The following is a 25181-nucleotide window of genomic DNA, read 5'->3' as shown; positions in this document are numbered from 1 at the left end:
TTGAAAAGGGGTCCGTTATGAAGACAGATATTAACATTGCACAAGCAGCAACATTAAAACCTATTCAAGAGATTGCCGAAACAATCGGTCTTTCAGAAGATTCGCTCGAACTTTATGGAAAATACAAAGCGAAAATAGATTTTCCAACGCTTCAATCCTTAGAAGCGCAACCAGAAGGTAAATTAATCCTCGTTACATCGATTAATCCAACACCAGCAGGAGAAGGAAAGTCAACCGTGACCATTGGTTTAGGAGATGCATTAAATCAAATCAATAAAAAAACAGTTATTGCCCTAAGAGAACCATCATTAGGTCCTGTGATGGGGATTAAAGGTGGCGCAACAGGTGGTGGTTACGCACAAGTATTACCAATGGAAGAAATTAATTTGCATTTTACTGGTGATATGCATGCGATTACGACAGCCAATAATGCCTTAGCTGCGTTACTAGATAATCATTTACAGCAAGGAAATGAATTAAAGATTGATTCTCGACGGGTGATTTGGAAACGGGCAGTGGATCTAAATGATCGTGCGCTCAGACAGGTCGTTGTTGGTTTAGGCGGTCCTTTCCAAGGTGTACCAAGAGAAGACGGTTTCGATATTACTGTGGCGAGCGAAATTATGGCGATTCTTTGTTTAGCGCAAAATTTAACGGACTTAAAAGAACGCTTAAGTCGGATTATTGTCGCCTATAATGACCAAAGAGAGCCGGTGACGGTTAAAGATTTAAACGTGGCAGGTGCCCTGACTTTATTATTAAAAGACGCCTTAAAACCTAATTTAGTTCAAACGATTGAAGGAACTCCAGCTTTTGTTCACGGTGGTCCTTTTGCCAATATCGCTCATGGATGTAACAGTATTTTAGCGACAAAAACAGCTTTGCATCTAGGGGATTATGTCGTAACAGAAGCAGGTTTTGGTGGCGACTTGGGTGGCGAAAAATTTTTAGATATTAAAGTACCTTCTTTAGGAAAAGCACCCGATGCCGTTGTGATTGTGGCAACGATTCGCGCGTTGAAAATGCATGGCGGTTTGGCGAAAGATCAGTTAGCAGAAGAAAATTTACCAGCGTTACAAAAAGGCTTTACCAACTTAGAAAAACATATTCAAAACATGCAACGTTATGATGTACCAGTAGTTGTTGCAATTAATGAATTTACACAGGATACAGAGAAGGAAATTCAACTGTTGAAAGAAGCCTGCCAAGCGTTAGGCGTGCCCGTCGAGTTAACAAGTGTTTGGGCGCAAGGTGCCGCAGGTGGCACGAATCTAGCGAAAACAGTAGTAGCAGAGATTGAAGCCAATACAAAGCAGTTTCAACCTTTATATAACCCTCGCCAAACAATTGAAGAAAAAATTCAAGCCATTGTACAAACGATTTACGGCGGGGAACAGGCGATTTTTTCTCCGAAAGCGCAAAAACAAATCGCAGATTTTACAAAAAATGGTTGGGATCAATTACCAATTTGCATGGCGAAGACACAGTATTCACTTTCTGACGATCCTCAAAAATTAGGACGGCCAGAAGGATTTACGATTACGATTCGTGAACTAGTTCCAAAAATCGGTGCGGGGTTTATCGTGGCGTTAACGGGTGACATTTTAACGATGCCTGGCTTGCCGAAGGTTCCTGCTGCGTTAAATATGGATGTGGACGAAACGGGTCAAGCGAGCGGTCTCTTTTAAAGCCGCTCTTTCCTGAGACCTATTTTTAGTATATACTTGAAAGTAGCTCAATAAAAAATAATGACGGAAATTTATTGCGTAGTTTATTATAAGGAGCAACGACTATGGGGGAACGAGCAGATACATTTTTAGCACACTTTAATCGCATTGAAAAGTGGATGAGAGAGAGACTGAACAATCCTGTCAATATGGGATTCAGTGAAATGACAAGACGTCTTTCCCGAAAAGAAAAAGGACAGATTGCTCAATTTGAAGAGGATTTGCTTCAAATGGCTCAGTTAAGAAATGCCATCGTTCATGAGCGAATTGCTGATGATTTTGTAATTGCAGAGCCAAACGAATGGGCAGTTCAACGAATTGAAACGATTGAACAAGCTTTAACAAAACCAGAAAAAGTAGTGCCTAAATTTGCGAAACGTGTTACAGCTTTTGAAATCACCACTTCTTTAGAAATGTTATTAACGATTATTGCAAAAAAACAATATTCTCAATTTCCGATTTATGAAAAAGGTGTATTTAAAGGATTAGTCACGGTTCGAGGGATTGGTGTATGGTTTGCCATTGAGAGCACCAAAGGCGAAGTTCACATTGCCAACCGAACGGTGCGAGAATTGTTGGCATCAAATTATAAACGCAGCAACTATCAATTTGTTTCAATTGAAGCAACCGTTTTTGAAGTTGAACAAATGTTTCGGGAGCAGCCACGCTTAGAAGCTGTGCTTATTAGTAAAAGTGGCCATCCTAATGGTGAGTTAGTAGGCATTGTTCGACCAAGAGATTTAGCAAGTATTCATAGAGAAAAGGAATGACGCGATTGTTAGTAGTATATTTTTTAATCAGTGCCTTATTAGTAGGGCTTGACCAATGGAGCAAATATTTGACGGTCCAAAACATTTCTTTGGGTGAAACAAAAGAATTCATTCCTGGATTTTTGTCGCTGACCCATTTAAGAAATACCGGAGCCGCTTGGAGCTTATTAGAAGGAAAGATGATATTCTTTTATGTCATCACAGTAATTGTTAGTGTCGTGATTATTTATTTATTAATTAAGAATTATAAAAAAAGTATCTGGTATTCTGTAGGTTTATCTTTTGTCTTAGCAGGTGCCATTGGGAATTTTATTGATCGTGTACGTTTAGGCTACGTGGTGGACATGCTCCAAACGGATTTTATGAATTTTCCTATTTTTAATGTTGCAGATAGTACGTTAGTGGTCGGCGTTATTTGTATATTTATTTATTTGATTTTAGATGAAAAAGCAGCAAAGGAAGGCAAAAATGGAACAAATTAACGTAACGATTCAAACAGAAAAAGGCCGGATTGACAAAGTATTAAGTGAACATTTACCCAATCATTCCCGCTCGCAAATTCAACAATGGTTAAAAGAAAAACACGTAACAGTTAACGGTGAAACGGTCCGCGCAAATTACAAAGTTACAGCAGGCGATGAAATTGTGGTAACAATTCCTGAACCAGAAGTTCTAGATATGGTAGCAGAGGATATTCCATTGACCATTGTTTATGAAGACAATGATGTGATTGTTGTCAACAAACCTCAAGGCATGGTCGTTCATCCTTCGGCAGGGCATCCCAAGGGTACATTAGTAAACGCGTTACTTCATCATGCGGATCACTTATCGGCGATTAATGATGTGGTGCGACCGGGAATTGTTCATCGAATTGATAAAGATACTTCGGGGCTATTGATGGTGGCTAAAAATGATCAAGCCCATGAATCATTAGCGAAACAGCTAAAAGAAAAAACATCATTACGTAAATACGTTGCCTTGGTCCACGGTGTTATTCCTCACGATAAGGGAGAAATAAATGCGCCTATTGGTCGTTCCAAGGTTGACCGTAAAATGCAAGCGGTCATTGAAGGCGGTAAAGAAGCAGTCACGCATTTTACTGTTTTAGAGCGTTTTGATGCATTTACCTTAGTTGAATTACAACTAGAAACAGGCCGGACACATCAAATCCGTGTTCACATGAAATATATCGGTTATCCATTAGCTGGAGATCCATTGTATGGACCGAAAAAAACATTGCCTGGCAATGGACAATTTTTACATGCGAAGTTATTAGGCTTTACACATCCTACTACAGGTGAACAATTAGTCTTTGAAGCACCTTTACCAGAAGTTTTTGAAAAAACTTTACACCAATTAAGAAATAATCATTGATTTTTTTCTGAAGAAGAGGTAAACTCTTTTTTAAGAAGAAAAATAACTAAATAACTGTAACCTTTAAGTTTAGTCCCGTGAGGCTAAGAAGGAATCATGCAAAAGAACACTAGGTGCGCTTAGTTAGTAAGTTGTGTGGGCTACATGGTACCCTTGTACCTTTTTAAACTGTAACCAACATCCTCCTATCCTCATACGGGTAGGAGGATTTTTTGTTGGAAAAAATAACAGGACAATTTCAATAAAAATCCACTTATTTTTCAGCTGCTCAATTGAAGGAAGAATCGCTGACCCCAAGACAGCGAGGACTTAGATAAAAAAGAAATGAGGAGGAAATTATTATGCCAAAGAAAGAAGTTGTTGACGCAGTCACAATGAAACGAGCGCTTACTCGAATCTCGTATGAAATTATTGAAAGAAACAAAGGAATTCAAGACATTGTTTTAGTAGGAATTAAAACGCGTGGGATATACATTGCACAACGTCTAGCCGAACGCTTAAAACAATTAGAAGATATTGACGTGCCAGTTGGTGAATTAGATATTACTTTGTATCGTGATGATGTGAAAGATATGGAGGAACCTGAATTACATTCTTCTGACGTACCAGTCTCAATTGAAGGTAAAGAAGTTATTTTAGTGGATGATGTCTTGTACACGGGCCGGACCATTCGTGCTGCGATGGACGCTGTTATGGATTTAGGTCGTCCGAGAAAAATCTCTTTAGCAGTCTTAGTAGATCGTGGGCATCGGGAACTACCGATTCGTGCCGATTATGTAGGAAAAAATATTCCAACATCAAAAACTGAGGAAATTATTGTGGAAATTGAAGAGCGTGACGGCGCAGATCGTATTATGATCAGTAAAGGAAACGAATAAAAAGGAGTGAACAACGTTGTCAGAAAAAGAATTTCGAAATGAGGATGCAGTCTTAGATATTAAAGACAGACCGCAAGCTTTTCACTGGGTTGGCCTAAGTTTACAACATTTATTTACGATGTTTGGTGCAACGGTTTTAGTACCAATCTTAGTAGGAATTGACCCAGGGATTGCGTTAGTCAGTTCAGGATTAGGAACAATGGTCTATCTGATTACTACAAAAGGAAAAATCCCCGCCTATCTTGGCAGTAGCTTTGCTTTTATTGCAGCGATGCAGATGTTAATGAAGAGTGATGGTTATCCAGCCATTGCCCAAGGTGCTATGACAACCGGCTTGGTATACCTAATCGTTTCATTAATCATTAAAAAAATTGGTTCCGACTGGTTGGATAAAATTTTACCGCCTATCGTTGTAGGACCTGTCGTGATGGTTATCGGTTTAGGCTTGGCAGCTAATGCCGCAAATAACGCAATGTATAACAACAACGTTTATGATTTTAAATATATTGCCGTAGCCTTAATTACTTTAGGCTTAACCATTTTTTACAACATGTTTTTCAAAGGCTTCCTAGGATTAATTCCAATTCTTTTGGGAATTGTCAGTGGGTACCTAGTCGCTTTAGCTTTCGGAATTATTGACTTAACCCCTATTAAAGAAGCTGCGTGGTTTGCTTTACCGAATTTTGAAGTACCTTTTGTTCAATACCAACCGAAATTGTATTTAAATGCCATTACAACAATGGCACCAATTGCTTTTGTAACAATGACAGAACATATTGGTCATTTAATGGTCTTGAATAAATTAACCAAGCGCAACTTTTTCCAAGACCCAGGCTTATCTAAAACTTTAATGGGAGATGGCTTAGCGCAAATTGTAGCAGGTTTTGTTGGTGGACCGCCAGTTACAAGTTATGGTGAAAATATCGGCGTGCTGGCAATTACAAGAGTACACAGTGTCTTCGTGATTGGTGGAGCCGCGGTGTTCGCTGTAGCTTTAGGCTTTGTTGGGAAATTAAGTGCCTTGATTCTAAGTATCCCAGGACCAGTTATTTCAGGAATTAGTTTCGTCTTGTTCGGTGTGATTGCCGCAAGTGGTTTGAAAATCTTAATCGATAATAAGATTAATTTTGATAAGAAAAAGAATTTATTGATTGCTTCAGTAATTTTAGTCATCGGCATTGGTGGCTTAGTCTTCAAAGTAGGAACCTTTGAATTGTCTTCAATGGCATTAGCAACCGTCTTAGGAATTGTTTTGAATTTAATTTTACCGGAAAACGCACGTAGCGAAGAACAGTAGGAGGACTGGACGAATGATTATTACATCTGAACGAATTAGTTTAAAACATCTTTTAACTGCAGAGGCTTTAACCGACCGTGAAGTCATGGGGTTAATCCGTCGCGCAGGAGAATTTAAACAGGGGGCAAAATGGCACCCAGAAGAACGTCAATATTTTGCAACAAACTTGTTTTTTGAAAATAGTACTCGAACACATAAAAGTTTTGAGGTAGCTGAGAAAAAATTAGGCTTAGAAGTGATTGAGTTTGAAGCAAGTAGAAGTTCTGTTCAAAAAGGAGAAACGTTATACGATACAGTACTAACGATGTCGGCAATTGGTGTAGATGTAGCAGTCATTCGTCATGGTAAAGAAAATTATTACGATGAATTGATTCAAAGTAAAACGATTCAATGTTCTATTATTAACGGTGGGGACGGGAGTGGACAACACCCTACACAATGTTTATTGGATCTGATGACTATTTATGAAGAATTTGGTGGATTTGAAGGCTTGAAAGTGGCGATTGTGGGAGATATTACACATTCTCGCGTTGCTAAATCAAATATGCAGTTATTAAACCGTTTAGGCGCTGAAATTTATTTTTCAGGTCCAGAAGAGTGGTACGATCATCAGTTTGATGTCTATGGACAATATGTGCCGCTAGATGAAATTGTTGAAAAAGTCGATGTGATGATGTTGCTTCGCGTGCAGCACGAACGTCATGATGGTAAGGAAAGTTTTTCAAAAGAAGGCTATCATTTGGAATATGGTTTAACCAACGAACGGGCAACTCGTTTACAGAAACACGCAATTATTATGCATCCAGCGCCAGTCAATCGGGATGTTGAACTGGCAGATGAATTAGTGGAAAGTCTGCAATCAAGAATCGTCGCGCAAATGAGTAACGGAGTCTTTATGCGCATGGCAATTTTGGAAGCAATTTTACATGGAAAGGCCTAGGTGGAGAAATGAAGACGTTAATTAAGAATGGAAAAATCATCAAAAAAGAGAATCAATTGATTGAGGCAGCACTTTGGCTAGAAAATGGTGTGATTCACGCAATCGGGGAATCGTTTGACGAAGCAGATTTTGAGCAAGTGTTTGATGCGAACGGGCAACTAATCACGCCAGGCTTGGTGGATGTGCATGTTCACTTTAGAGAACCAGGCTTTACGTATAAAGAAACGATTAAAACGGGCAGTAAAGCTGCTGCTCGCGGTGGTTTTACTACGGTTTGCGCAATGCCCAATTTGAATCCAGTACCAGATACGGCTGAAAAATTAAGTGAGGTTTACGACTTAATTCAAAAAGATGCAGTCGTGAAAGTTTTACAATATGCCCCCATTACAGAAGAGCTACGGAGTGAAGTTTTAACCAATCAGAAGGCCTTAAAAGAAGCGGGCGCCTTTGCATTTACGAATGATGGTGTTGGTGTCCAAACGGCAGGAACGATGTACCTAGCCATGAAAGAAGCGGCTGCATTAAATATGGCGCTTGTTGCGCACACGGAAGATGAATCTTTATTATTTGGCGGTGTGATGCATGAAGGCGAAGTTTCTAAGAAATTAGGCCTACCAGGGATTTTAAGTGCAACGGAAGCTTCACAAATTGCTCGGGATATTACTTTAGCAAAAGAAACAGGCGTTCATTATCATGTTTGTCATGTTTCAACAGAAGAAAGCGTGCGCGTTATTCGAGATGCTAAAAAAGCAGGGATTCACGTAACAGCCGAAGTTTCGCCACACCATTTAATTTTAGTCGATGAGGATATTCCTGGTGACGAAGGGTTTTGGAAAATGAACCCGCCATTACGTGGTTTAGCAGATCGACAAGCATTGATTGACGGCTTGTTAGATGGCACGATTGACTGTATTGCTACCGACCATGCGCCCCATGGTTTAGAAGAAAAACAACAATCATTTTTAAACGCACCTTTTGGTATTGTCGGTAGTGAAACGGCCTTCCAATTGATTTATACGAACTTTGTCGAAACAGGCATTTTCACATTAGAACAAGTGATTGATTGGATGGCAGTGAAACCGGCAGAAATTTTTGGATTAAACGCAGGAACACTAACAATTGGTGCACCAGCAGATATTGCAGTTTTTGACTTAGCAACAGCTGCACCAATTGATGCAGAAGCATTTGAATCAATGGCTGTCAATACACCATTTACAGGGTGGACAGTCAAAGGAAAGACACTTATGACATTTGTTGACGGAGCATTAGCTTGGTCGGAGGAGGCGCAGTAGGTTTGAAAAGGTTATTGATTTTAGAAGACGGAACAGTATTTGAAGGAAAAACGTTTGGTGCAGAAGGCAATGTAGTAGGAGAAGTTGTTTTTACTACTGGCATGACAGGTTACCAAGAAGCAATTACTGACCAAAGTTTTAATGGACAAATGATTACTTTTACGTATCCATTAGTTGGAAATTACGGGGTCAACCGAGATGATTATGAATCCATTGCACCAACCTGTAAAGGTGTCATCGTTAAAGAGCATGCGCGGGTTGCTTCAAATTGGCGTCAACAAATGACCTTGGATGAATTTTTAAAGCGCAAAGGGATTCCGGGAATTTCAGGAATTGATACCCGTGCGCTGACTCGTAAGTTACGATCAGCTGGAACAATGAAAGGGAGCATCATTGATGCCGTGGATGATTTGCCGCATGCATTTGATCAATTAAAAGCGACAGTCATGCCGAAAAATCAAGTGGCACAAGTCTCCACCACTAAGCCTTATCCGAGTCCAGGTATTGGGCGTAATGTAGTCGTCGTTGATTTCGGGTTGAAACATAGTATTTTGCGAGAATTATCAAAACGGCAATGCAACTTAACTGTGTTGCCTTATAATACAACGGCCGAAGAGATTTTAGAATTAAGTCCCGATGGTGTCATGTTGACAAATGGGCCTGGAGATCCCAAAGATGTGCCTGAAGCTATTGAAATGATTCAAGCAATCCAAGGAAAAGTTCCAATTTTCGGCATCTGCTTAGGTCATCAGTTATTTTCATTAGCAAATGGTGCGGATACGTATAAGATGAAGTTTGGACATCGCGGTTTGAATCATCCTGTACGAGAAATTGCAACAGGACGCATTGATTTCACTTCACAAAATCACGGATATGCCGTGGATGAAGCAACAATTGATCCAGAAAAATTACTTGTGACCCACGTGGAAGTCAATGATGGAACGGTTGAAGGCGTGCGTCATCGAGATTATCCTGCTTTTACTGTGCAATATCACCCAGATGCGGCTCCAGGACCGCACGATGGTCTTCATTTATTTGACGAATTTATGGAATTAATGGATGCATGGAAGGAGCAAAACTAATGCCAAAACGAACGGACATCAAGAAAATCATGGTGATTGGTTCAGGACCAATCATTATTGGACAAGCAGCAGAATTTGACTATGCAGGCACACAAGCCTGTTTAGCGCTAAAAGAAGAAGGGTATGAAGTTGTCTTAGTAAACTCAAATCCAGCGACTATCATGACCGATAAGGAAATCGCGGATCATGTTTATATTGAACCGATTACTTTAGAATTTGTTTCAAGAATTTTGCGAAAAGAACGTCCTGATGCTCTTCTACCAACATTAGGTGGTCAAACTGGATTAAATATGGCGATGGAATTATCGGAATCAGGAATTTTAGATGAGCTAAATGTAGAATTGCTAGGAACAAAGCTCAGTGCGATTGACCAAGCGGAAGACCGTGATTTATTTAAACAATTGATGGAAGAATTAGAACAACCGATTCCAGAAAGTGAAATTGTCAATACGGTGGAACAAGCCGTGGCTTTTGCCAAACGAATTGGCTATCCAATTATCGTTCGTCCCGCATTTACTTTAGGTGGAACAGGCGGCGGCATGTGTGATACAGAAGAAGAACTCCGTCAGATTGCCGAAAACGGTCTGAAATTATCACCAGTTACACAATGTTTAATTGAAAAAAGTATTGCTGGTTTTAAAGAAATTGAATATGAAGTAATGCGTGATTCGGCTGATAATGCGATTGTGGTTTGTAACATGGAAAACTTTGATCCTGTCGGCATTCACACTGGGGATTCGATTGTTTTTGCTCCGAGTCAAACTTTATCAGATTATGAATACCAAATGTTACGAGATGCGTCCTTGAAAATTATTCGTGCATTAAAAATTGAAGGTGGCTGTAATGTTCAATTAGCTTTGGACCCGCATAGCTTTAATTATTATGTGATTGAAGTTAATCCTCGTGTTTCTCGCTCATCTGCACTTGCTAGTAAAGCCACAGGGTATCCCATTGCGAAGTTAGCTGCAAAAATTGCTGTTGGTTTAACATTAGATGAAATGAAAAATCCAGTTACTGGAACCACTTATGCCGAATTTGAACCGGCTTTGGACTATGTTGTTTCCAAAATTCCTCGTTGGCCTTTTGACAAATTTGAAAAAGGTGCTCGAGAACTAGGAACGCAAATGAAAGCAACCGGGGAAGTCATGGCAATTGGCCGCAATATTGAAGAATCCTTATTAAAAGCAGTTCGTTCTTTAGAAATTGGTGCTTATCACAACGAGTTAGCAGAACTAAGTCATGTCAGTGATTTGGAATTAACGAAGAAAATGGTCCATGCGCAAGATGATCGATTGTTCTACTTATCAGAAGCCATTCGCAGAGGATATAGCATTGAAGAATTACAAAGTTTAACGAAAATTGATTTATTCTTCTTGGATAAACTTTTACACATTATCGAAATTGAAACGACCCTTGAAAGTCACGTGGACAACGTAGCTGTCTTGAAAGAAGCCAAACAAAATGGCTTTTCTGATCGGAAAATCGCAGCACTTTGGGGACAAACAGAACAAGCCATCGCTGACTTCCGCAGAGCCAATCAAATTGTGCCCGTCTATAAAATGGTGGATACGTGTGCTGCAGAGTTTGAATCACATACGCCTTATTTTTATAGCACGTATGAAGTGGAAAACGAAAGCAATGTTTCGAAAAAGCCTTCTGTACTAGTATTAGGTTCTGGTCCCATTCGCATTGGTCAAGGGGTCGAGTTTGATTATGCAACGGTTCATTCTGTCAAAGCGATCCAAGCGGCTGGTTATGAAGCAATTATTATGAATAGTAATCCTGAAACAGTTTCAACAGATTTCTCTGTTTCTGATAAATTATACTTTGAGCCATTAACTTTAGAAGACGTCATGAATGTGATTGATTTAGAAAATCCGATTGGCGTGATCGTCCAATTTGGTGGACAAACAGCGATTAATTTAGCTGAGCCGCTCACAAAACAAGGCGTTAAAATTCTTGGAACAACGATTGAAGATTTAGATCGTGCGGAAAATCGTGATTTATTTGAACAAGCTTTGCAAGAGTTAGAGATTCCTCAACCACCAGGAGATACGGCCACAAGTGCAGAAGAAGCAGTCGTGATTGCTGATCGTATCGGCTATCCCGTTTTAGTGCGTCCAAGTTATGTTTTAGGTGGTCGTGCAATGGAAATTGTCGAAAATCAAAAGGATTTGGAAGATTATATGCGACATGCAGTCAAAGCTTCTCCAGAACATCCTGTCTTGGTTGATAGCTATTTATTGGGACAAGAATGTGAAGTTGATGCCATTTGTGATGGTGAAACAGTACTAATTCCAGGGATTATGGAACATATTGAACGAGCTGGCGTGCATTCTGGTGATTCAATGGCGGTTTATCCACCGCAGTATCTTTCTCAAGAAATTCAAGCAACGATTGCCGATTATACAAAAAAACTGGCACTTGGTTTAAACTGTGTAGGCATGATGAATATTCAATTTGTTATTCATGAAAATCGTGTTTATGTGATTGAAGTGAATCCTCGTGCGAGTCGAACAGTTCCTTTCTTAAGTAAAATCACAGGGATTCCGATGGCCCAAGTTGCTACAAAAGCGATTCTTGGTGAGAAACTGACTGACCTAGGATATCAAGATGGGTTATACCCTGAAAGTAAACAAGTTCATGTGAAAGCCCCTGTATTCTCCTTTACGAAACTACAAAAAGTAGATACGTACTTAGGGCCTGAAATGAAATCAACTGGGGAAGTTATGGGTAGTGATTATTATTTAGAAAAAGCCTTGTATAAAGCCTTTGAAGCATCTGGCTTGCATTTGCCAAGTTATGGGGCTGTACTTTTCACCATTGCTGATGAAACAAAAGAAGAGGCGTTAGAAATTGCTAAGCGTTTTTCAGCAATTGGCTATAGTTTAGTCGCAACGGAAGGAACCGCTGACTTTTTAGCGAAGCATCAGTTGCCTGTTAAGAAAGTGACGAAAATTTCTAATCCTGAAGGGGAAACCGTGCTGGATGTCATTCGCAATGGGAATGCGCAAGTGGTAATCAATACCATGGATAAAAATCGTTCCAGTGCCAACCAAGATGGGTTTTCAATCCGTCGGGAAGCAGTCGAACATGGGATTCCGTTGTTTACCTCACTTGACACAGCGAATGCGATTTTAAAAGTTTTAGAATCAAGAGCCTTTACGACAGAAGCCATTTAAGCAAAAATCTGGAACAATCGTCTGAGGAGGACTGTTCCAGATTCTTTTACGAAGAAATAGAAAATCATTTATAGGGGAATCAGAGAATAAAGGAGTGAAGGATACTGATGCAGAGAAAGCAAGAAATGATGACCATTGTAGCTCAAAAACAGTTAGCGCCACGGATTTATCAGTTAGACTTACAAGGCGAGTTAGTGAAAGAGATGACACGACCTGGACAGTTTGTGCATATCAAGGTTCCGCGTGCAGATTTACTTTTGCGGCGACCGATTAGCATCAACCAAATTGATCATTCGAATGAAACCTGTCGTTTGATTTATCGAGTCGAAGGCGCTGGAACGGAAGTGTTTGCTGCCATGAAGGCTGGTGAACAATTAGATATTTTAGGTCCTTTAGGAAACGGCTTTGATATAACTACCGTAGCAGCTGGTCAAACTGCTTTTATCGTTGGTGGAGGAATCGGGATTCCCCCATTGTATGAATTATCAAAACAACTCAATGAAAAAGGCGTGAAAGTGATTCATTTTCTTGGTTATGCATCAAAAGAGGTTGCTTATTACCAACAAGAATTTATGGCATTAGGAGAAACACATTTTGCCACAGATGACGGCTCGTTTGGCGCTCATGGCAACGTGGGCCGTTTATTGTCAGAAGCGTTAGCAAAAGGACGGATCCCTGATGCAGTGTATGCTTGTGGTGCGAATGGTATGTTAAAAGCAATTGATTCTTTATTTCCAACACATCCACACGTTTACCTTTCTTTAGAAGAACGGATGGCCTGTGGAATTGGGGCTTGCTATGCCTGCGTTTGCCATAAAAAAGGAGACACTACTGGAGCAAAAAGTGTCAAGGTCTGTGATGAAGGTCCGATTTTTAAAGCAAGTGAGGTTATCTTATGATGAAAAATCCTTTAGCTGTTTCAATTCCAGGTTTAACATTAAAAAATCCAATTATCCCCGCCAGTGGTTGCTTTGGGTTCGGGGAAGAATATGCTAACTATTATGACCTTGATCAATTAGGTTCAATTATGATTAAGGCAACAACGCCCCAAGCACGATATGGAAATCCCACACCACGTGTAGCTGAAACACCTAGTGGTATGCTAAATGCCATTGGATTGCAGAATCCAGGCTTAGACGTGGTTATGCAAGAAAAATTACCAAAATTAGAAAAATACCCTAACTTACCGATTATCGCAAATGTTGCAGGTGCTTGCGAAGAGGACTATGTGGCTGTTTGCGCAAAAATTGGGCAAGCGCCTAACGTCAAAGCAATTGAATTGAATATTTCCTGTCCCAATGTGAAACATGGCGGCATAGCTTTTGGTACAGATCCAGAAGTTGCTTTTCAATTAACACAAGCAGTCAAAAAAGTCGCCTCTGTTCCGATTTATGTTAAACTATCACCAAACGTAACGGATATTGTGCCGATCGCCCAAGCAATTGAAGCAGGGGGCGCAGACGGTTTTTCTATGATTAATACATTGCTAGGGATGCGCATTGATTTAAAAACGAGAAAACCTATTTTAGCCAATCAAACTGGTGGACTATCTGGCCCAGCCATTAAACCTGTTGCTATTCGCTTAATCCGACAAGTCGCCAGTGTTTCTCAGTTGCCAATTATTGGAATGGGCGGTGTTCAAACAGTGGACGATGTCTTGGAAATGTTCATGGCAGGTGCTAGCGCTGTCGGGGTTGGTACGGCCAACTTTACAGATCCATACATTTGTCCGAAGTTGATTGACGGATTACCTAAGCGAATGGAAGAGTTAGGCATTGAATCGTTGGAACAATTAATTAAAGAAGTGAGAGAGGGGCAGCAAAATGCACGATAGACCAATTATTGCGTTAGATTTTCCCACGCAAAAAGAAGTGGCTGTTTTTTTAGAAAAATTCCCTAAGGAAGAAGCCTTGTTTGTTAAAGTGGGGATGGAACTTTTTTACGCAGAAGGACCAGCGATTGTTCGCTGGCTTAAAGAACAAGGACACGATGTTTTCTTGGATTTAAAATTACATGATATTCCGAATACTGTGGAAAAAGCGATGACAAATTTAGCAAAATTAGGCGTTGCCATTACCAATGTCCATGCAGCAGGGGGCGTTCGAATGATGCAAGCAGCTAAGGAAGGTCTAATCAAAGGGACTCAGCCAGGCGCTAAGGTTCCTGAGTTAATTGCTGTAACCCAGTTGACTTCTACTAGTGAAGAAGAGATGCACCATGATCAATTAATCAACGTTCCTTTAGAGACAAGTGTCATTCATTATGCTAAATGTGCGGAAAAAGCGGGGCTGGATGGCGTGGTTTGTTCAGCATTAGAAGCACGTGGTATTCAAGAAGCAACCAAGCAGACGTTTATTTGCTTAACACCTGGTATTCGTCCAGCAGGAAGTGCAGTAGGTGACCAACAACGGGTCGTTACGCCGCAACATGCTCGAGAAATCGGGTCCACATATATCGTTGTTGGCCGACCTATTACCCAAGCAGAAAATCCTTATGAAGCCTATCAAGAAATCAAAAAAGACTGGAGCGGAAAGTAACATGACAAAAGTAGCAAAAAAGATTGCCAAAGATTTATTAGATATTGAAGCGGTATTTTTAAACCCTAATGAGCCGTTTACCTGGGCTAGTGGCATAAAAAGCCCGATTTATTGTGATAACCGTATCACGATGAGTTATCCTGCTGTGCGTAAAGAAATTGCAGAAGGCTTAGCGGCAAAAATTAAAGAAACTTTCCCAGAAGTCGAAGTGATTGCTGGGACAGCTACCGCAGGGATTCCACATGCGGCATGGGTAGCCGATATTTTAGGATTACCAATGGTTTATATCCGCAGTAAAGCCAAAGATCACGGCAAAGGGAATCAAATTGAAGGCCGAATTTCTGAAGGACAAAAAATGGTAGTTATCGAGGATTTAATTTCAACCGGCGGTAGCGTGTTAGAAGCGGCAGAAGCGGCGGAACGTGAAGGAGCAACGGTTTTAGGCGTTGCGGCAATCTTCACTTATGAGTTACCCAAAGGAACGGCAAATTTTGCAGATAAACAGATGACGTTACTAACGTTAACCAATTACTCAACTTTAATTGATGCTGCATTAGAAGCAAATTATATCGAAGAAAAAGATGTTACCTTATTACAAGAATGGAAAAAAGATCCTGAAAACTGGGGCAAATAACCGTTGAACTAAAGATAGTTCTTGTCGTCTGATTTTTAGTGTCATTTTCAGTAACCAGATTTAACGGTAGGAGAACTTAGGTCATTTGCCGAGGAGCGTAATGATCTAAGTTCTTTTGTTTGACGTAGAAAAGATGTTAGGATAGAGTTTTAACATGAGTTTTACCTGATTACTATGTGGAAATGAAGGAAGAGTGTATGAAAAAAATAAAAAATATGGACGTTGAATGGAGCTATACAGGCAACGATGGACCAGAACATTGGCATACGCTATGTGACTGGTTTGCAGAAGGTGCTAAGTTTGCTTATCAATCGCCAATTGCTTTAGAAAAAGAAAGTGCTGAGACAGTAAATTCTCAGATTACGTTTCATTATAAAAAAGAAGAATTCACTGAAAAGGAATTCAAAAATACGTTTCATTTTGTACCACCAAATACGGAAAGTTACGTAATGTTTGAAAATGTTGCGTATCATTTAACCGATATCCATTTTCATATGCCTAGCGAACATTTGCTGTCGGGAAAGCAGTATCCGCTAGAATTCCATTTGGTTCATATGAATGATGCTGGCGAAAATTTAGTTGTCGGTTGCCTGTTTACCATCACTGAGGAAGAAAATCGTTTTTCAGAAGCGAATCATCCGATGGACTGGGAAAACGGCACGCACCAACAATGGTTTAATCCGTCAATCTTTTTACCAGAGGAGCGTCTACACTACCATTATGTAGGCTCGTTAACAACACCGCCAACTAAGGGTCCAGTGAAATGGTTTGTATTTGATACCATTCAAAAAATGGATCAAGCTTTTTTAAATAAGATCAAGGAAGGTATGTTGGCCTTTAACAATCGGCCCCTTCAGCCGTTGAATGGGCGTAAGATTTATTTTTCAAATGATTAGTGTGTGGAGGAAAAAGTGTTGAATATTCAACAAATGAAGTATGTTGCTGCCATAGCTAACAATGGGAGTTTTCGGGAAGCAGCCAAAAAACTATTTATTACACAACCTAGCTTGTCAAATAGTATTCGAGAATTAGAAGAAGAACTAGGGATTTCCCTCTTTTTACGTACCAATAAGGGCGCTTTTTTAACAGAAGAAGGAATGGTTTTTTTAGAACAAGCAGAGAAAGTTTTAGTTCAAATGGAGTTATTGGAAAATCGCTATCGCGAGACAGTGACCAGCGAACGATTCTCCATCTCTTCGCAACATTACGATTTTTTAGGTGAGGTAATTGCCAAAGTTCTTAAAAAGTATGGGGATCAATATAAAGATTTTCGTGTCTTTGAAACCACAACCTTAAAAGTAATTGAAGACGTCAAAGGATTTCACAGTGAGTTGGGGATTATTTATTTAAATGAACAAAATAGTGTCAGTATTGAACGGTATTTAGAACAAGCTAATCTAGCCTACGAGGTAATTAGTACCTTTAATACACACATTTTTTTAGGTAATCATCATCCTTTAGCCAAGCAAAAAGAAATTCATTTAGAGGAATTAGTTCCCTATCCACAAGTTCGCTTTAATCAAGAAGGAAGCAATTTTTCCTATTTTTCTGAAGATTTAGTTGAAATTCCTGAACAGGAATCGGTCATTCATACTACGGATCGTGGAACCTTGATGAATTTGTTGGTAGAAACCAATGCTTATGCTTCTGGTTCAGGTGTCGTAACGGGTTTTACGAAGAAAGAAATTCGGTTAGTGCCATTGGCGCCAGCTTTGGAAAATCGTATTTGTTTACTCTTTCCCAAAAATCGGGAAATCAGTCCGATTGGTCGCTACTTTATCAAAGAACTAAAAGCGTTGTTTAAAAAAGAGGTAGATACCAAAACGTTTAGCACTAAGGAATAAAAAGAAGGGACTATCAGTGATTTGACTGATAGTCCCTTCTTTTTTTGCTCATTTTGAAACAGTAGCAATGGTTTCTCTTTCAATTAATGTGACAGGCACTTGAATGTCTTCTATGATTTGAAGGTCTTGTTGCATCGTTTGTAATAACACTTCACCAGCTAGTTTTCCCATTTCTTTAAAGTCTTGCGCCATGGTTGTTAATGGCGGTTCGACAAATGCTGCTGCTTGAATATCGTCAAAACCAATAATCGATAATTCTTCTGGCACATGAATACCTAGGTTTTTACAGTTTCGTAAACAATGTAACGCGCTGAAGTCATTATCGCAGACCACGGCTGTGAGTTGGTGCGCCTCAAAATACTGTTTAAAGTTGTGTTCATCTAAGAGATTGGTTTCCGTGATTGCTGTATGAAACGCCAGATTGGCTTCTTTTAAAGCTTGGAGATAACCTAAATAACGTTGCCGAACGGATTGTAGGGCTGGACTTCCTGAAAGGATATATCCAATTTTTGTATGTCCTAAGCCAATTAAGCGTTCGGTTGCTGTTTTACCACCAGCAAAGTTGTCTGATTGAATGGTTGCAAAAGGTAAATCATGGATCTTTTTATCCAAGACAACGACTGGAAAATTCATCAAAGCCAACTCGAACAGTAAGTCGAGATAGTCATTACTAGTAGCAGCATAATAGACAAGCCCGGCAAACTCATTCACAATGTCCGCAGCATTTTTCTCTCTCAAAAAATTAGGCGAGGTCATAAAGACTTCTAAACCAGCTGCTTGAATAGTAGGGGCCAAACCGCTATAGAAATTTCCTACTGATAAATCGTCTGCAAAAGGCAATAAAAAAAGAACTTTATTTAAAGAGGTATGGAGAGGGTGCTTTGGTGCTTGAACAAAACTTCCTTTTCCTTGGTGACGTTGGATTACGCCTTGCGTTTCCAACTCAGTTAGCGCTCGTTTGGACGTAATTCTACTGACGTTAAACTGAGCCGATAATTCTTTTTCGGTAGGCACTTGCGCTCCAACAGGCAATCGCCCTGAATCAATTTCATTTTGTAAATAATCAATAATTTGTTGATATAATGGTTGCTTCATTCATTTCACCTCACAATAAGATATATCTTATTTATAGTTTACCATAAATTAATTGGTTTTAAAATGAAAAAAATGATTGAAATCACTAGACAAAGTGAAATGTAAACGCTATAATTCAATTGTGAAATGATATATCAAATTTAAGAGGTGACGAGAATGGTTTATACAGAAGTTCCAAAATCCGTAGCAACATTTATGGAGACAATTACAGAAAAATGCGGTGAAGCACATCAAGATTGGGCAAAAAACTTTCAGGCGGCCTTTGCCAATACTTTACTAACAACAGTGAAACGTCAAGAAGATGGTACTACCTTTTTATTAACAGGCGATATTCCAGCAATGTGGTTAAGAGACTCAACAGCGCAAGTTCGTCCCTATTTAGTGATTGCGAAAGAAGACGAAGACCTTGCTCAAATGATTGCTGGTTTGGTTAAACGCCAGTTTCGTTATATTTGCATTGATCCTTATGCCAATGCGTTTAATGAAACAGATAATCATGCAGGCCATCAAACTGATAAGACCGAAATGAATGGCTGGATTTGGGAACGGAAATATGAAATTGATTCATTATGTTACCCGGTCCAATTAGCCTATTTACTTTATAAAAATACTGGGATGACCGAACAATTTAATTCAGATTTTGTGGAAGGCGTCAAAAAAATTCTCAACGTTTTCACAACAGAACAAGATCACGCACAGTCACCTTATTTATTTGAACGAGATACGTGGCGTCAAGAAGATACGTTGGTTGAAGCAGGGAAAGGAACACCAGTTGGCAAAACAGGGATGACATGGTCAGGCTTCCGTCCTAGTGATGATGCCTGCCAATATGGTTACTTAGTTCCTTCTAACATGTTTGCAGTCGTAATTTTAGGCTATATTCAAGAAATTTTCTCTGATGTTTTAGAAGATGCTACGATTGTGGCGATTGCTAAAAAATTACAAGAAGAGATTGAAGAAGGCATCCAAACATTTGGACGAACAAAAAATCAAAATAACGAAACGATTTATGCGTATGAAGTGGATGGCTTAGGCAATGCAAGCGTGATGGATGACAGTAATGTTCCCAATTTAGTAGCAGCCCCTTATCTGGGTTATTGTTCAACAGAGGATGAACAATATTTAACAACGCGTCAAACCTTATTAAGTAAAGAAAATCCTTACTTCTATGAAGGTAAATACGCGAAAGGGATTGGTAGCTCGCATACACCAGAAAATTACGTGTGGCCGATTGCTTTAGCAATGGAAGGAATGACAACCAAAGATAAAGCAGAAAAAGAACGGATTTTAGATTTATTAGTTGCCACAGATGCGGGGACTCATTTGATGCATGAAGGTTTTGACGTAGATAATCCTGAAAATTATACAAGAGAATGGTTTTCATGGGCTAATATGATGTTTTGTGAATTAGTTATGGATTATTTTGACATCCGAGTGGAAAAATAGGAGGAAAAGTGATGACAAAGAAAAAAGTCTATATTGTTTCCCATAGTCATTGGGATCGTGAATGGTATCTTCCTTATGAAGAACATCATATGCGCTTAATTGAATTAGTGGATAATGTATTAGATTTAATTGAAAATGATCCAGAGTTTAACAGTTTCCATTTAGATGGACAAACGATTATCTTAGACGACTATTTACAAGTTCGCCCAGAGAAAAAAGAAGCCGTGAAAAAAGCTGTCCAAGCAGGCAAACTAAAAATCGGACCATTTTATATTTTACAAGATGACTTTTTAATTAGCTCTGAATCCAATGTTCGAAACATGCTGATTGGGCATTTAGAAAGTCAAAAATGGGGATCACCAGTTCAATTAGGTTACTTCCCGGATACATTTGGTAACATGGGTCAAACGCCTCAAATGATGCAATTAGCAAATCTGCCTGCGGCTGCCTTTGGACGCGGGGTGAAACCGATTGGCTTTGATAACCAAGTCTTAGAAAGCGACTATAGCTCACAATATTCTGAAATGTGGTGGGAAGGTCCGGACCAAACCAAAATTTTCGGCTTGCTTTTTGCAAACTGGTATAGTAACGGGAACGAAATTCCTTCAGAAAAAGAAGCGGCAATCGCTTTTTGGAAACAAAAATTGGCTGATGTGGAACGTTACGCTTCCACAAACCATTTATTAATGATGAATGGGGTCGACCACCAACCGGTACAAAGAGATATTACTAAGGCCATCGCTTTAGCCAATGAACTATTCCCAGAATATGAATTTATTCATTCCAATTTCGATGACTATTTGAAAGCTGTTCAAGAGGAGTTACCAGAAGATTTAGGAACAGTAACAGGCGAATTAACGAGTCAAGAAACGGACGGCTGGTACACATTAGCCAATACTTCTTCTGCTCGCGTCTATTTAAAACAGTGGAACACAAAAGTCCAACGCCAATTAGAAAATATCGCAGAACCTTTAGCAGCGATGGCTTACGAAGTAACTGGCGACTACCCACATGACCAATTTGATTATGCTTGGAAAACATTGCTTCAAAACCATCCGCACGATAGTATTTGTGGCTGTTCTGTCGACGAGGTTCACCGAGGCATGATGACTCGCTTTGAAAATGCCAATGATGTCGGGCATTTCTTAGCAGATGAAGCAACACGACAATTAACAGAAGCAATTGATACAAGTGTTTTCCCAGAAAAAGCGCACCCGTTTGTTTTATTTAATACTAGTGGCTATCAGAAAACGGAGGTTGTCACTGTGGAAGTGGAGATTGAACGATTGCCATTTTATACAGGAAAACCTGAAGATCTTTATCATGAATTAAAACAAAAAGCCACCCCAGATTATCAAGTGATTGATCCAACTGGAAAAGCCGTTGCAAGCCGTATTGTCAAAGAAGATGTTCGTTTTGGTTACGATTTACCTAAAGATGCTTTCCGTCAACCGTACATGGCTAAATACTTAACGGTCGAATTATCTGTCAAAGAAATGGCGCCATTCTCTTGGGATAGCTTTGCATTGATTCAAGGAAAAACGAAAGCTTTTGAAGGAAGTCTTTTGGCTCAACCAGCAACAAATGAAATGGAAAACGAATTTATTCAAGTGAAAATTGAAAACAATGGTAGCTTAACCATTACTGACAAAAAAACAGGAGAAACATTTTCAAAATTGTTAACATTTGAAGATACTGGCGACATTGGGAATGAATATATCTTTTTCAAACCGACCGAAGACCAAGGAATTACAACCGAAAATGTAACGGCTGAAATTACGAATAAAGAAAATTCCCCTGTAAAAGCAAGTTATCAAATTAAACAAACCGTCATGTTACCAGTTTCAGCAGATGAACGATTAGAAGAAGAACAAAAGGCTGTTCGTGAGTTTAGAGAACGCCAAGCACAACGTTCAACGACGCTTCGCCCGTTCGAAATAACGACAGTGGTTACAATGATCAAAGAAAGTAACCAATTGTTCTTTGAAACAACCATTAATAATCAAATCAAAGATCATCGTTTACGCGTGCTTTTCCCAACTGGCATGGTCACAGAAACACACGAAGCGGATAGTATTTATGAAGTCGTGACACGACCAAATCAAGTAAGCGACACATGGGAAAATCCAACAAACCCGCAGCACCAACAAGCGTTTGTGAATGTTCATGACCAAAACAAAGGCGTGACTATCTTCAATGAAGGCTTAAATGAGTATGAAGTCTTGGCAGATGGAACCATTGCGGTCACATTAATTCGTTGTGTTGGCGAACTAGGTGATTGGGGCTATTTTGCGACACCAGAAGCACAATGCCAAGGAGAATATACCTTTAAATATGGTTTGTCATTGCATGGAAAACCAGAAGAACGCTTTGCTACGTATCAACAAGCCTATAGTGCACAAATTCCTTTTACTGCAGCTACTACTGCGCGTCATGAAGGTAAACTAGCACCGAACCATGTCTACTTGACAACGGCAGAAGGACCAATTGGTTGGACAGCCGTTAAACGTCAAGAGCAAACAAATCATTTAGTCGTTCGTGGCTTTAATCTAACAGCGCAAAATATTCCTTGTGAACTTCACAAAGAGACACGACCAGCGACTTGTTTAACAAATGTATTAGAAGAACCGTTGACACCAGCGATAGAAATCGATGCACCATTACGTCCGTTTGAAATTCGGACATGGCGTTTCGAAAAATAAATAAATAGGAGAACTTTGTTGAAAAGGACAAAGTTCTCCTATTTTCTTCTCTGCCGTTTTTTTGAGATATTTATAATAAAAATCTAGCGAAACAATGAGAAAATCATTCATTTTACGGTCAATTTGTGCTACTATAACGTCAACTGAAGGAGTGAAGCTAAATGGATTTAACCAATCGTTTTAATCGTCAAGTAAATAAAATTGCTGTTTCTTTAATTCGTCAATTTGACGAACAAGTCTCAGGAATTGAAGGTATTTTAAAATTAACGCTAGGAGAGCCGGATTTTAACACACCTGAGCATGTCAAAAAAGCAGCCAAAGAAGCAATTGATGCGAATTTTTCTCATTATACAGGGATGTCTGGTTTATTAGATGTCCGTGAAGCAGCCGCTTATTTTATGAAAGAAAAGTACCATTTGACTTACCAGCCTGGGACAGAAATTTTAGTAACAGTTGGAGCAACAGAAGCGATTTCAGCTTCGTTATTAGCAATTTTAGAACAAGGTGACAAAGTGCTATTGCCAGCACCTATTTACCCAGGGTATGAACCAATTATTACATTGGCGGGGGCGGAACCGGTATATTTGGATACACGAGGCAACGATTTTGTCTTGACCCCTGAAATGATTGAAGCGGCAATGGCCGAGCATGGGGAACAAGTCAAAGCAATTATTTTAAATTATCCTAGCAACCCAACTGGTGTCACCTATAACCGCCAAGAGTTGCAAGCAATTGCTGATGTTCTAAAAAAATACGACATTTTTGTGATTAGCGATGAAATTTATAGTGAGTTAACTTATGATGAGAGTCATGTTTCGATTGCTGAAATGTTACGTGACCAAACGATTTTAATTAACGGTTTGTCGAAATCACATGCCATGACAGGCTGGCGGATTGGCTTTATTTTTGCACCAGCGATTTTAACAGCGGAGATCATTAAAGTTCATCAGTATTTAGTTACTGCGGCTGCAACTGTGTCTCAAAAAGCGGCTGTTCGTGCCCTAATCGAAGGAATGCATGATGCTGAAATTATGAAAGAAGAGTATCGGAAACGGCGCGATTTTGTTTATGAACAGATGACTCAATTGGGGTTTGAGGTTGCGCGTCCAAATGGGGCCTTTTATATTTTTGCTAAGATTCCTACTGGTTATGAACAAGATTCTATGAAATTTTGTATTGATTTAGCGCAAAAAGAAGCAGTAGCGTTGATTCCAGGTATTTCTTTTGGCCCAGAAGCAGAAGGATACGTCCGAATTAGTTATGCGTCCGATATGGATAAATTAACAACGGCCATGGAACGAATTGCACATTACATGGCGACACAACGCGTAACGCACTAGCCTTTATAGATTCTTTACACACCTTTACCTTTTATTTACATTTAATTGAAACAGAATTAACAGAGTCTTGGTAGACTAAACTTGTAACTAATTGAAAAGGAAGTGCAAAGATGAAAAAACGTGTAATTGCAGCAACTATGCTGAGTCTAGGGTTATTATTAACTGGGTGCGGAGCTCAAGGAGGCACAACTGAAAAATCCAGCGAAGCGGATAGTAACAAACCAGTTAAAATTGTCGCTGTTGGTTCCACCGCTTTACAACCGTTAGTAGATGCTGCGAAAGATCAATTTACACAAGAACATCCTAATTATACAGTTTCTGTCCAAGGTGGCGGCAGCGGAACAGGACTTTCGCAAGTTGCAGATGGCGCAGTGACCATTGGAAATTCCGATGTGTTTGCCGAAGAGAAAGATGGCGTGGATGCCTCTAAATTAGTCGATCATCGGGTGGCCGTGGTCGGTATGGGACCAGTGGTCAACAAAGAAGTCGGCGTGAAGAATTTAACGAAGCAACAATTGATTGATGTCTTTACTGGCAAAGTCAAAAACTGGAAAGAAGTGGGCGGCAAAGATCAAGAAATCGTCGTAATAAACCGCGCAAACGGAAGTGGCACCCGAGCAACATTTGAAAAATGGGGCTTAGATGGAGCTAAACCAGTTCAATCACAAGAACAAGATTCTTCGGGAACAGTTCGTAAAATTGTTGAACAAACACCAGGAGCAATCAGCTATTTAGCTTTTTCTTATATGGATGATTCCACTGTTGCCTTAAGCATTGATGGTGTTGAACCAAAAGAAGAACACGTGAAAGACAATTCATGGAAAATCTGGTCTTATGAACATATGTATACAAAAGGGGAGCCTAATAAAGAAGTAAAAGCCTTCTTAGACTATATGGTCACCGATGATGTTCAAAAAACAATTGTCAAAGACTTAGGTTATTTAGCCATCACAGACATGCAAGTAGAACGTGATGTAAATGGAAAAGTAACTGAAAAATAAACAAAAAAACTCAGCCAATAAACAGGATTGGCTGAGTTTT

At 39.6% G+C, this 25181-nt stretch carries 21 protein-coding genes; 20 read left to right on the top strand and 1 reads right to left on the bottom strand.

The window, feature by feature from the left end; all coding sequences use genetic code 11:
• Positions 1-17 precede the first annotated feature (17 nt).
• From IGK72_RS07355 to IGK72_RS07280, 16 genes are all read left to right on the top strand, one after another.
• Positions 18-1688, top strand: coding sequence for a formate--tetrahydrofolate ligase (locus IGK72_RS07355; protein WP_165548478.1), 1671 nt, complete (start codon positions 18-20; stop codon positions 1686-1688).
• A gap of 104 nt (positions 1689-1792) precedes the next feature.
• On the top strand, positions 1793-2497 hold the full coding sequence (locus tag IGK72_RS07350; protein WP_165548476.1) for a CBS domain-containing protein: 705 nt from the start codon (positions 1793-1795) through the stop codon (positions 2495-2497).
• Positions 2498-2502: 5 nt separating this feature from the next.
• Positions 2503-2979: a signal peptidase II gene (gene lspA, locus IGK72_RS07345; RefSeq protein WP_002360174.1), complete on the top strand. Its 477-nt coding sequence runs from the start codon at positions 2503-2505 to the stop codon at positions 2977-2979.
• Positions 2966-3871 (top strand): RluA family pseudouridine synthase, encoded by a 906-nt coding sequence (locus IGK72_RS07340; protein WP_002357408.1) that lies wholly within the window; start codon positions 2966-2968, stop codon positions 3869-3871. Before lspA ends, IGK72_RS07340 begins: the two co-directional genes overlap by 14 nt.
• 338 nt (positions 3872-4209) lie before the next feature.
• On the top strand, positions 4210-4749 hold the full coding sequence (pyrR, locus tag IGK72_RS07335) for a bifunctional pyr operon transcriptional regulator/uracil phosphoribosyltransferase PyrR (protein WP_375812738.1): 540 nt from the start codon (positions 4210-4212) through the stop codon (positions 4747-4749).
• Between the two features lie 16 nt (positions 4750-4765).
• Entirely contained in the window at positions 4766-6046 is a 1281-nt protein-coding gene (locus IGK72_RS07330; protein WP_002364045.1) for a solute carrier family 23 protein, read from the top strand.
• A gap of 13 nt (positions 6047-6059) precedes the next feature.
• Positions 6060-6986, top strand: a complete 927-nt coding sequence (locus IGK72_RS07325; RefSeq protein WP_002357411.1) for an aspartate carbamoyltransferase catalytic subunit — start codon at positions 6060-6062, stop codon at positions 6984-6986.
• A gap of 8 nt (positions 6987-6994) precedes the next feature.
• Positions 6995-8278, top strand: a complete 1284-nt coding sequence (locus tag IGK72_RS07320; RefSeq protein ID WP_002357412.1) for a dihydroorotase — start codon at positions 6995-6997, stop codon at positions 8276-8278.
• Between the two features lie 2 nt (positions 8279-8280).
• A complete protein-coding gene (locus IGK72_RS07315) occupies positions 8281-9360 on the top strand; it encodes a carbamoyl phosphate synthase small subunit (protein ID WP_430608765.1) in 1080 nt (359 codons plus the stop codon).
• Positions 9360-12542 carry a carbamoyl-phosphate synthase large subunit gene (gene carB, locus IGK72_RS07310; RefSeq protein WP_002361908.1) on the top strand — a complete coding sequence of 1061 codons (3183 nt, stop codon included), beginning with the start codon at positions 9360-9362 and terminating at the stop codon, positions 12540-12542. The genes IGK72_RS07315 and carB overlap by 1 nt, the downstream gene beginning before the upstream one ends.
• Positions 12543-12649: 107 nt before the next feature.
• A complete protein-coding gene (locus tag IGK72_RS07305) occupies positions 12650-13441 on the top strand; it encodes a dihydroorotate dehydrogenase electron transfer subunit (protein WP_002397350.1) in 792 nt (263 codons plus the stop codon).
• Entirely contained in the window at positions 13438-14376 is a 939-nt protein-coding gene (locus tag IGK72_RS07300) for a dihydroorotate dehydrogenase (protein WP_002379493.1), read from the top strand. Before IGK72_RS07305 ends, IGK72_RS07300 begins: the two co-directional genes overlap by 4 nt.
• Positions 14366-15079: an orotidine-5'-phosphate decarboxylase gene (pyrF, locus tag IGK72_RS07295; protein ID WP_002357417.1), complete on the top strand. Its 714-nt coding sequence runs from the start codon at positions 14366-14368 to the stop codon at positions 15077-15079. The genes IGK72_RS07300 and pyrF overlap by 11 nt, the downstream gene beginning before the upstream one ends.
• Position 15080: 1 nt before the next feature.
• Positions 15081-15713: an orotate phosphoribosyltransferase gene (gene pyrE / locus IGK72_RS07290; RefSeq protein ID WP_002357418.1), complete on the top strand. Its 633-nt coding sequence runs from the start codon at positions 15081-15083 to the stop codon at positions 15711-15713.
• Between the two features lie 182 nt (positions 15714-15895).
• Entirely contained in the window at positions 15896-16609 is a 714-nt protein-coding gene (locus tag IGK72_RS07285) for a carbonic anhydrase (RefSeq protein ID WP_002382382.1), read from the top strand.
• Positions 16610-16627: 18 nt separating this feature from the next.
• A complete protein-coding gene (locus IGK72_RS07280; RefSeq protein ID WP_002361904.1) occupies positions 16628-17557 on the top strand; it encodes a LysR family transcriptional regulator in 930 nt (309 codons plus the stop codon).
• A gap of 48 nt (positions 17558-17605) precedes the next feature.
• Here IGK72_RS07280 and IGK72_RS07275 read toward each other — a convergent pair whose 3' ends face one another.
• Positions 17606-18652, bottom strand: a complete 1047-nt coding sequence (locus tag IGK72_RS07275) for a GntR family transcriptional regulator (RefSeq protein ID WP_010820860.1) — start codon at positions 18650-18652, stop codon at positions 17606-17608.
• Positions 18653-18808: 156 nt separating this feature from the next.
• On the opposite strand from IGK72_RS07275, the gene IGK72_RS07270 reads away from it, so the two are divergent.
• The 4 genes from IGK72_RS07270 to IGK72_RS07255 all read left to right on the top strand — a co-directional run bounded on the left by IGK72_RS07270 (position 18809) and on the right by IGK72_RS07255 (position 25141).
• Positions 18809-20098, top strand: a complete 1290-nt coding sequence (locus tag IGK72_RS07270) for a glycoside hydrolase family 125 protein (protein ID WP_002357422.1) — start codon at positions 18809-18811, stop codon at positions 20096-20098.
• Positions 20099-20109: 11 nt separating this feature from the next.
• On the top strand, positions 20110-22800 hold the full coding sequence (locus tag IGK72_RS07265; RefSeq protein WP_165548467.1) for an alpha-mannosidase: 2691 nt from the start codon (positions 20110-20112) through the stop codon (positions 22798-22800).
• A 161-nt stretch (positions 22801-22961) separates the two neighbouring features.
• Positions 22962-24140: a pyridoxal phosphate-dependent aminotransferase gene (locus tag IGK72_RS07260; RefSeq protein ID WP_002364035.1), complete on the top strand. Its 1179-nt coding sequence runs from the start codon at positions 22962-22964 to the stop codon at positions 24138-24140.
• Positions 24141-24250: 110 nt separating this feature from the next.
• Positions 24251-25141, top strand: coding sequence for a phosphate ABC transporter substrate-binding protein PstS family protein (locus IGK72_RS07255; RefSeq protein WP_002357425.1), 891 nt, complete (start codon positions 24251-24253; stop codon positions 25139-25141).
• The last annotated feature ends 40 nt before the right edge of the window (positions 25142-25181 follow it).

Source organism: Enterococcus sp. DIV0183, from assembly GCF_050541505.1.
In the GTDB taxonomy this organism is placed as follows: domain Bacteria; phylum Bacillota; class Bacilli; order Lactobacillales; family Enterococcaceae; genus Enterococcus; species Enterococcus faecalis.
The sequence above is the reverse complement of the archived record's forward strand: the minus strand, read 5'-3'. Positions and strand labels throughout refer to the sequence as shown.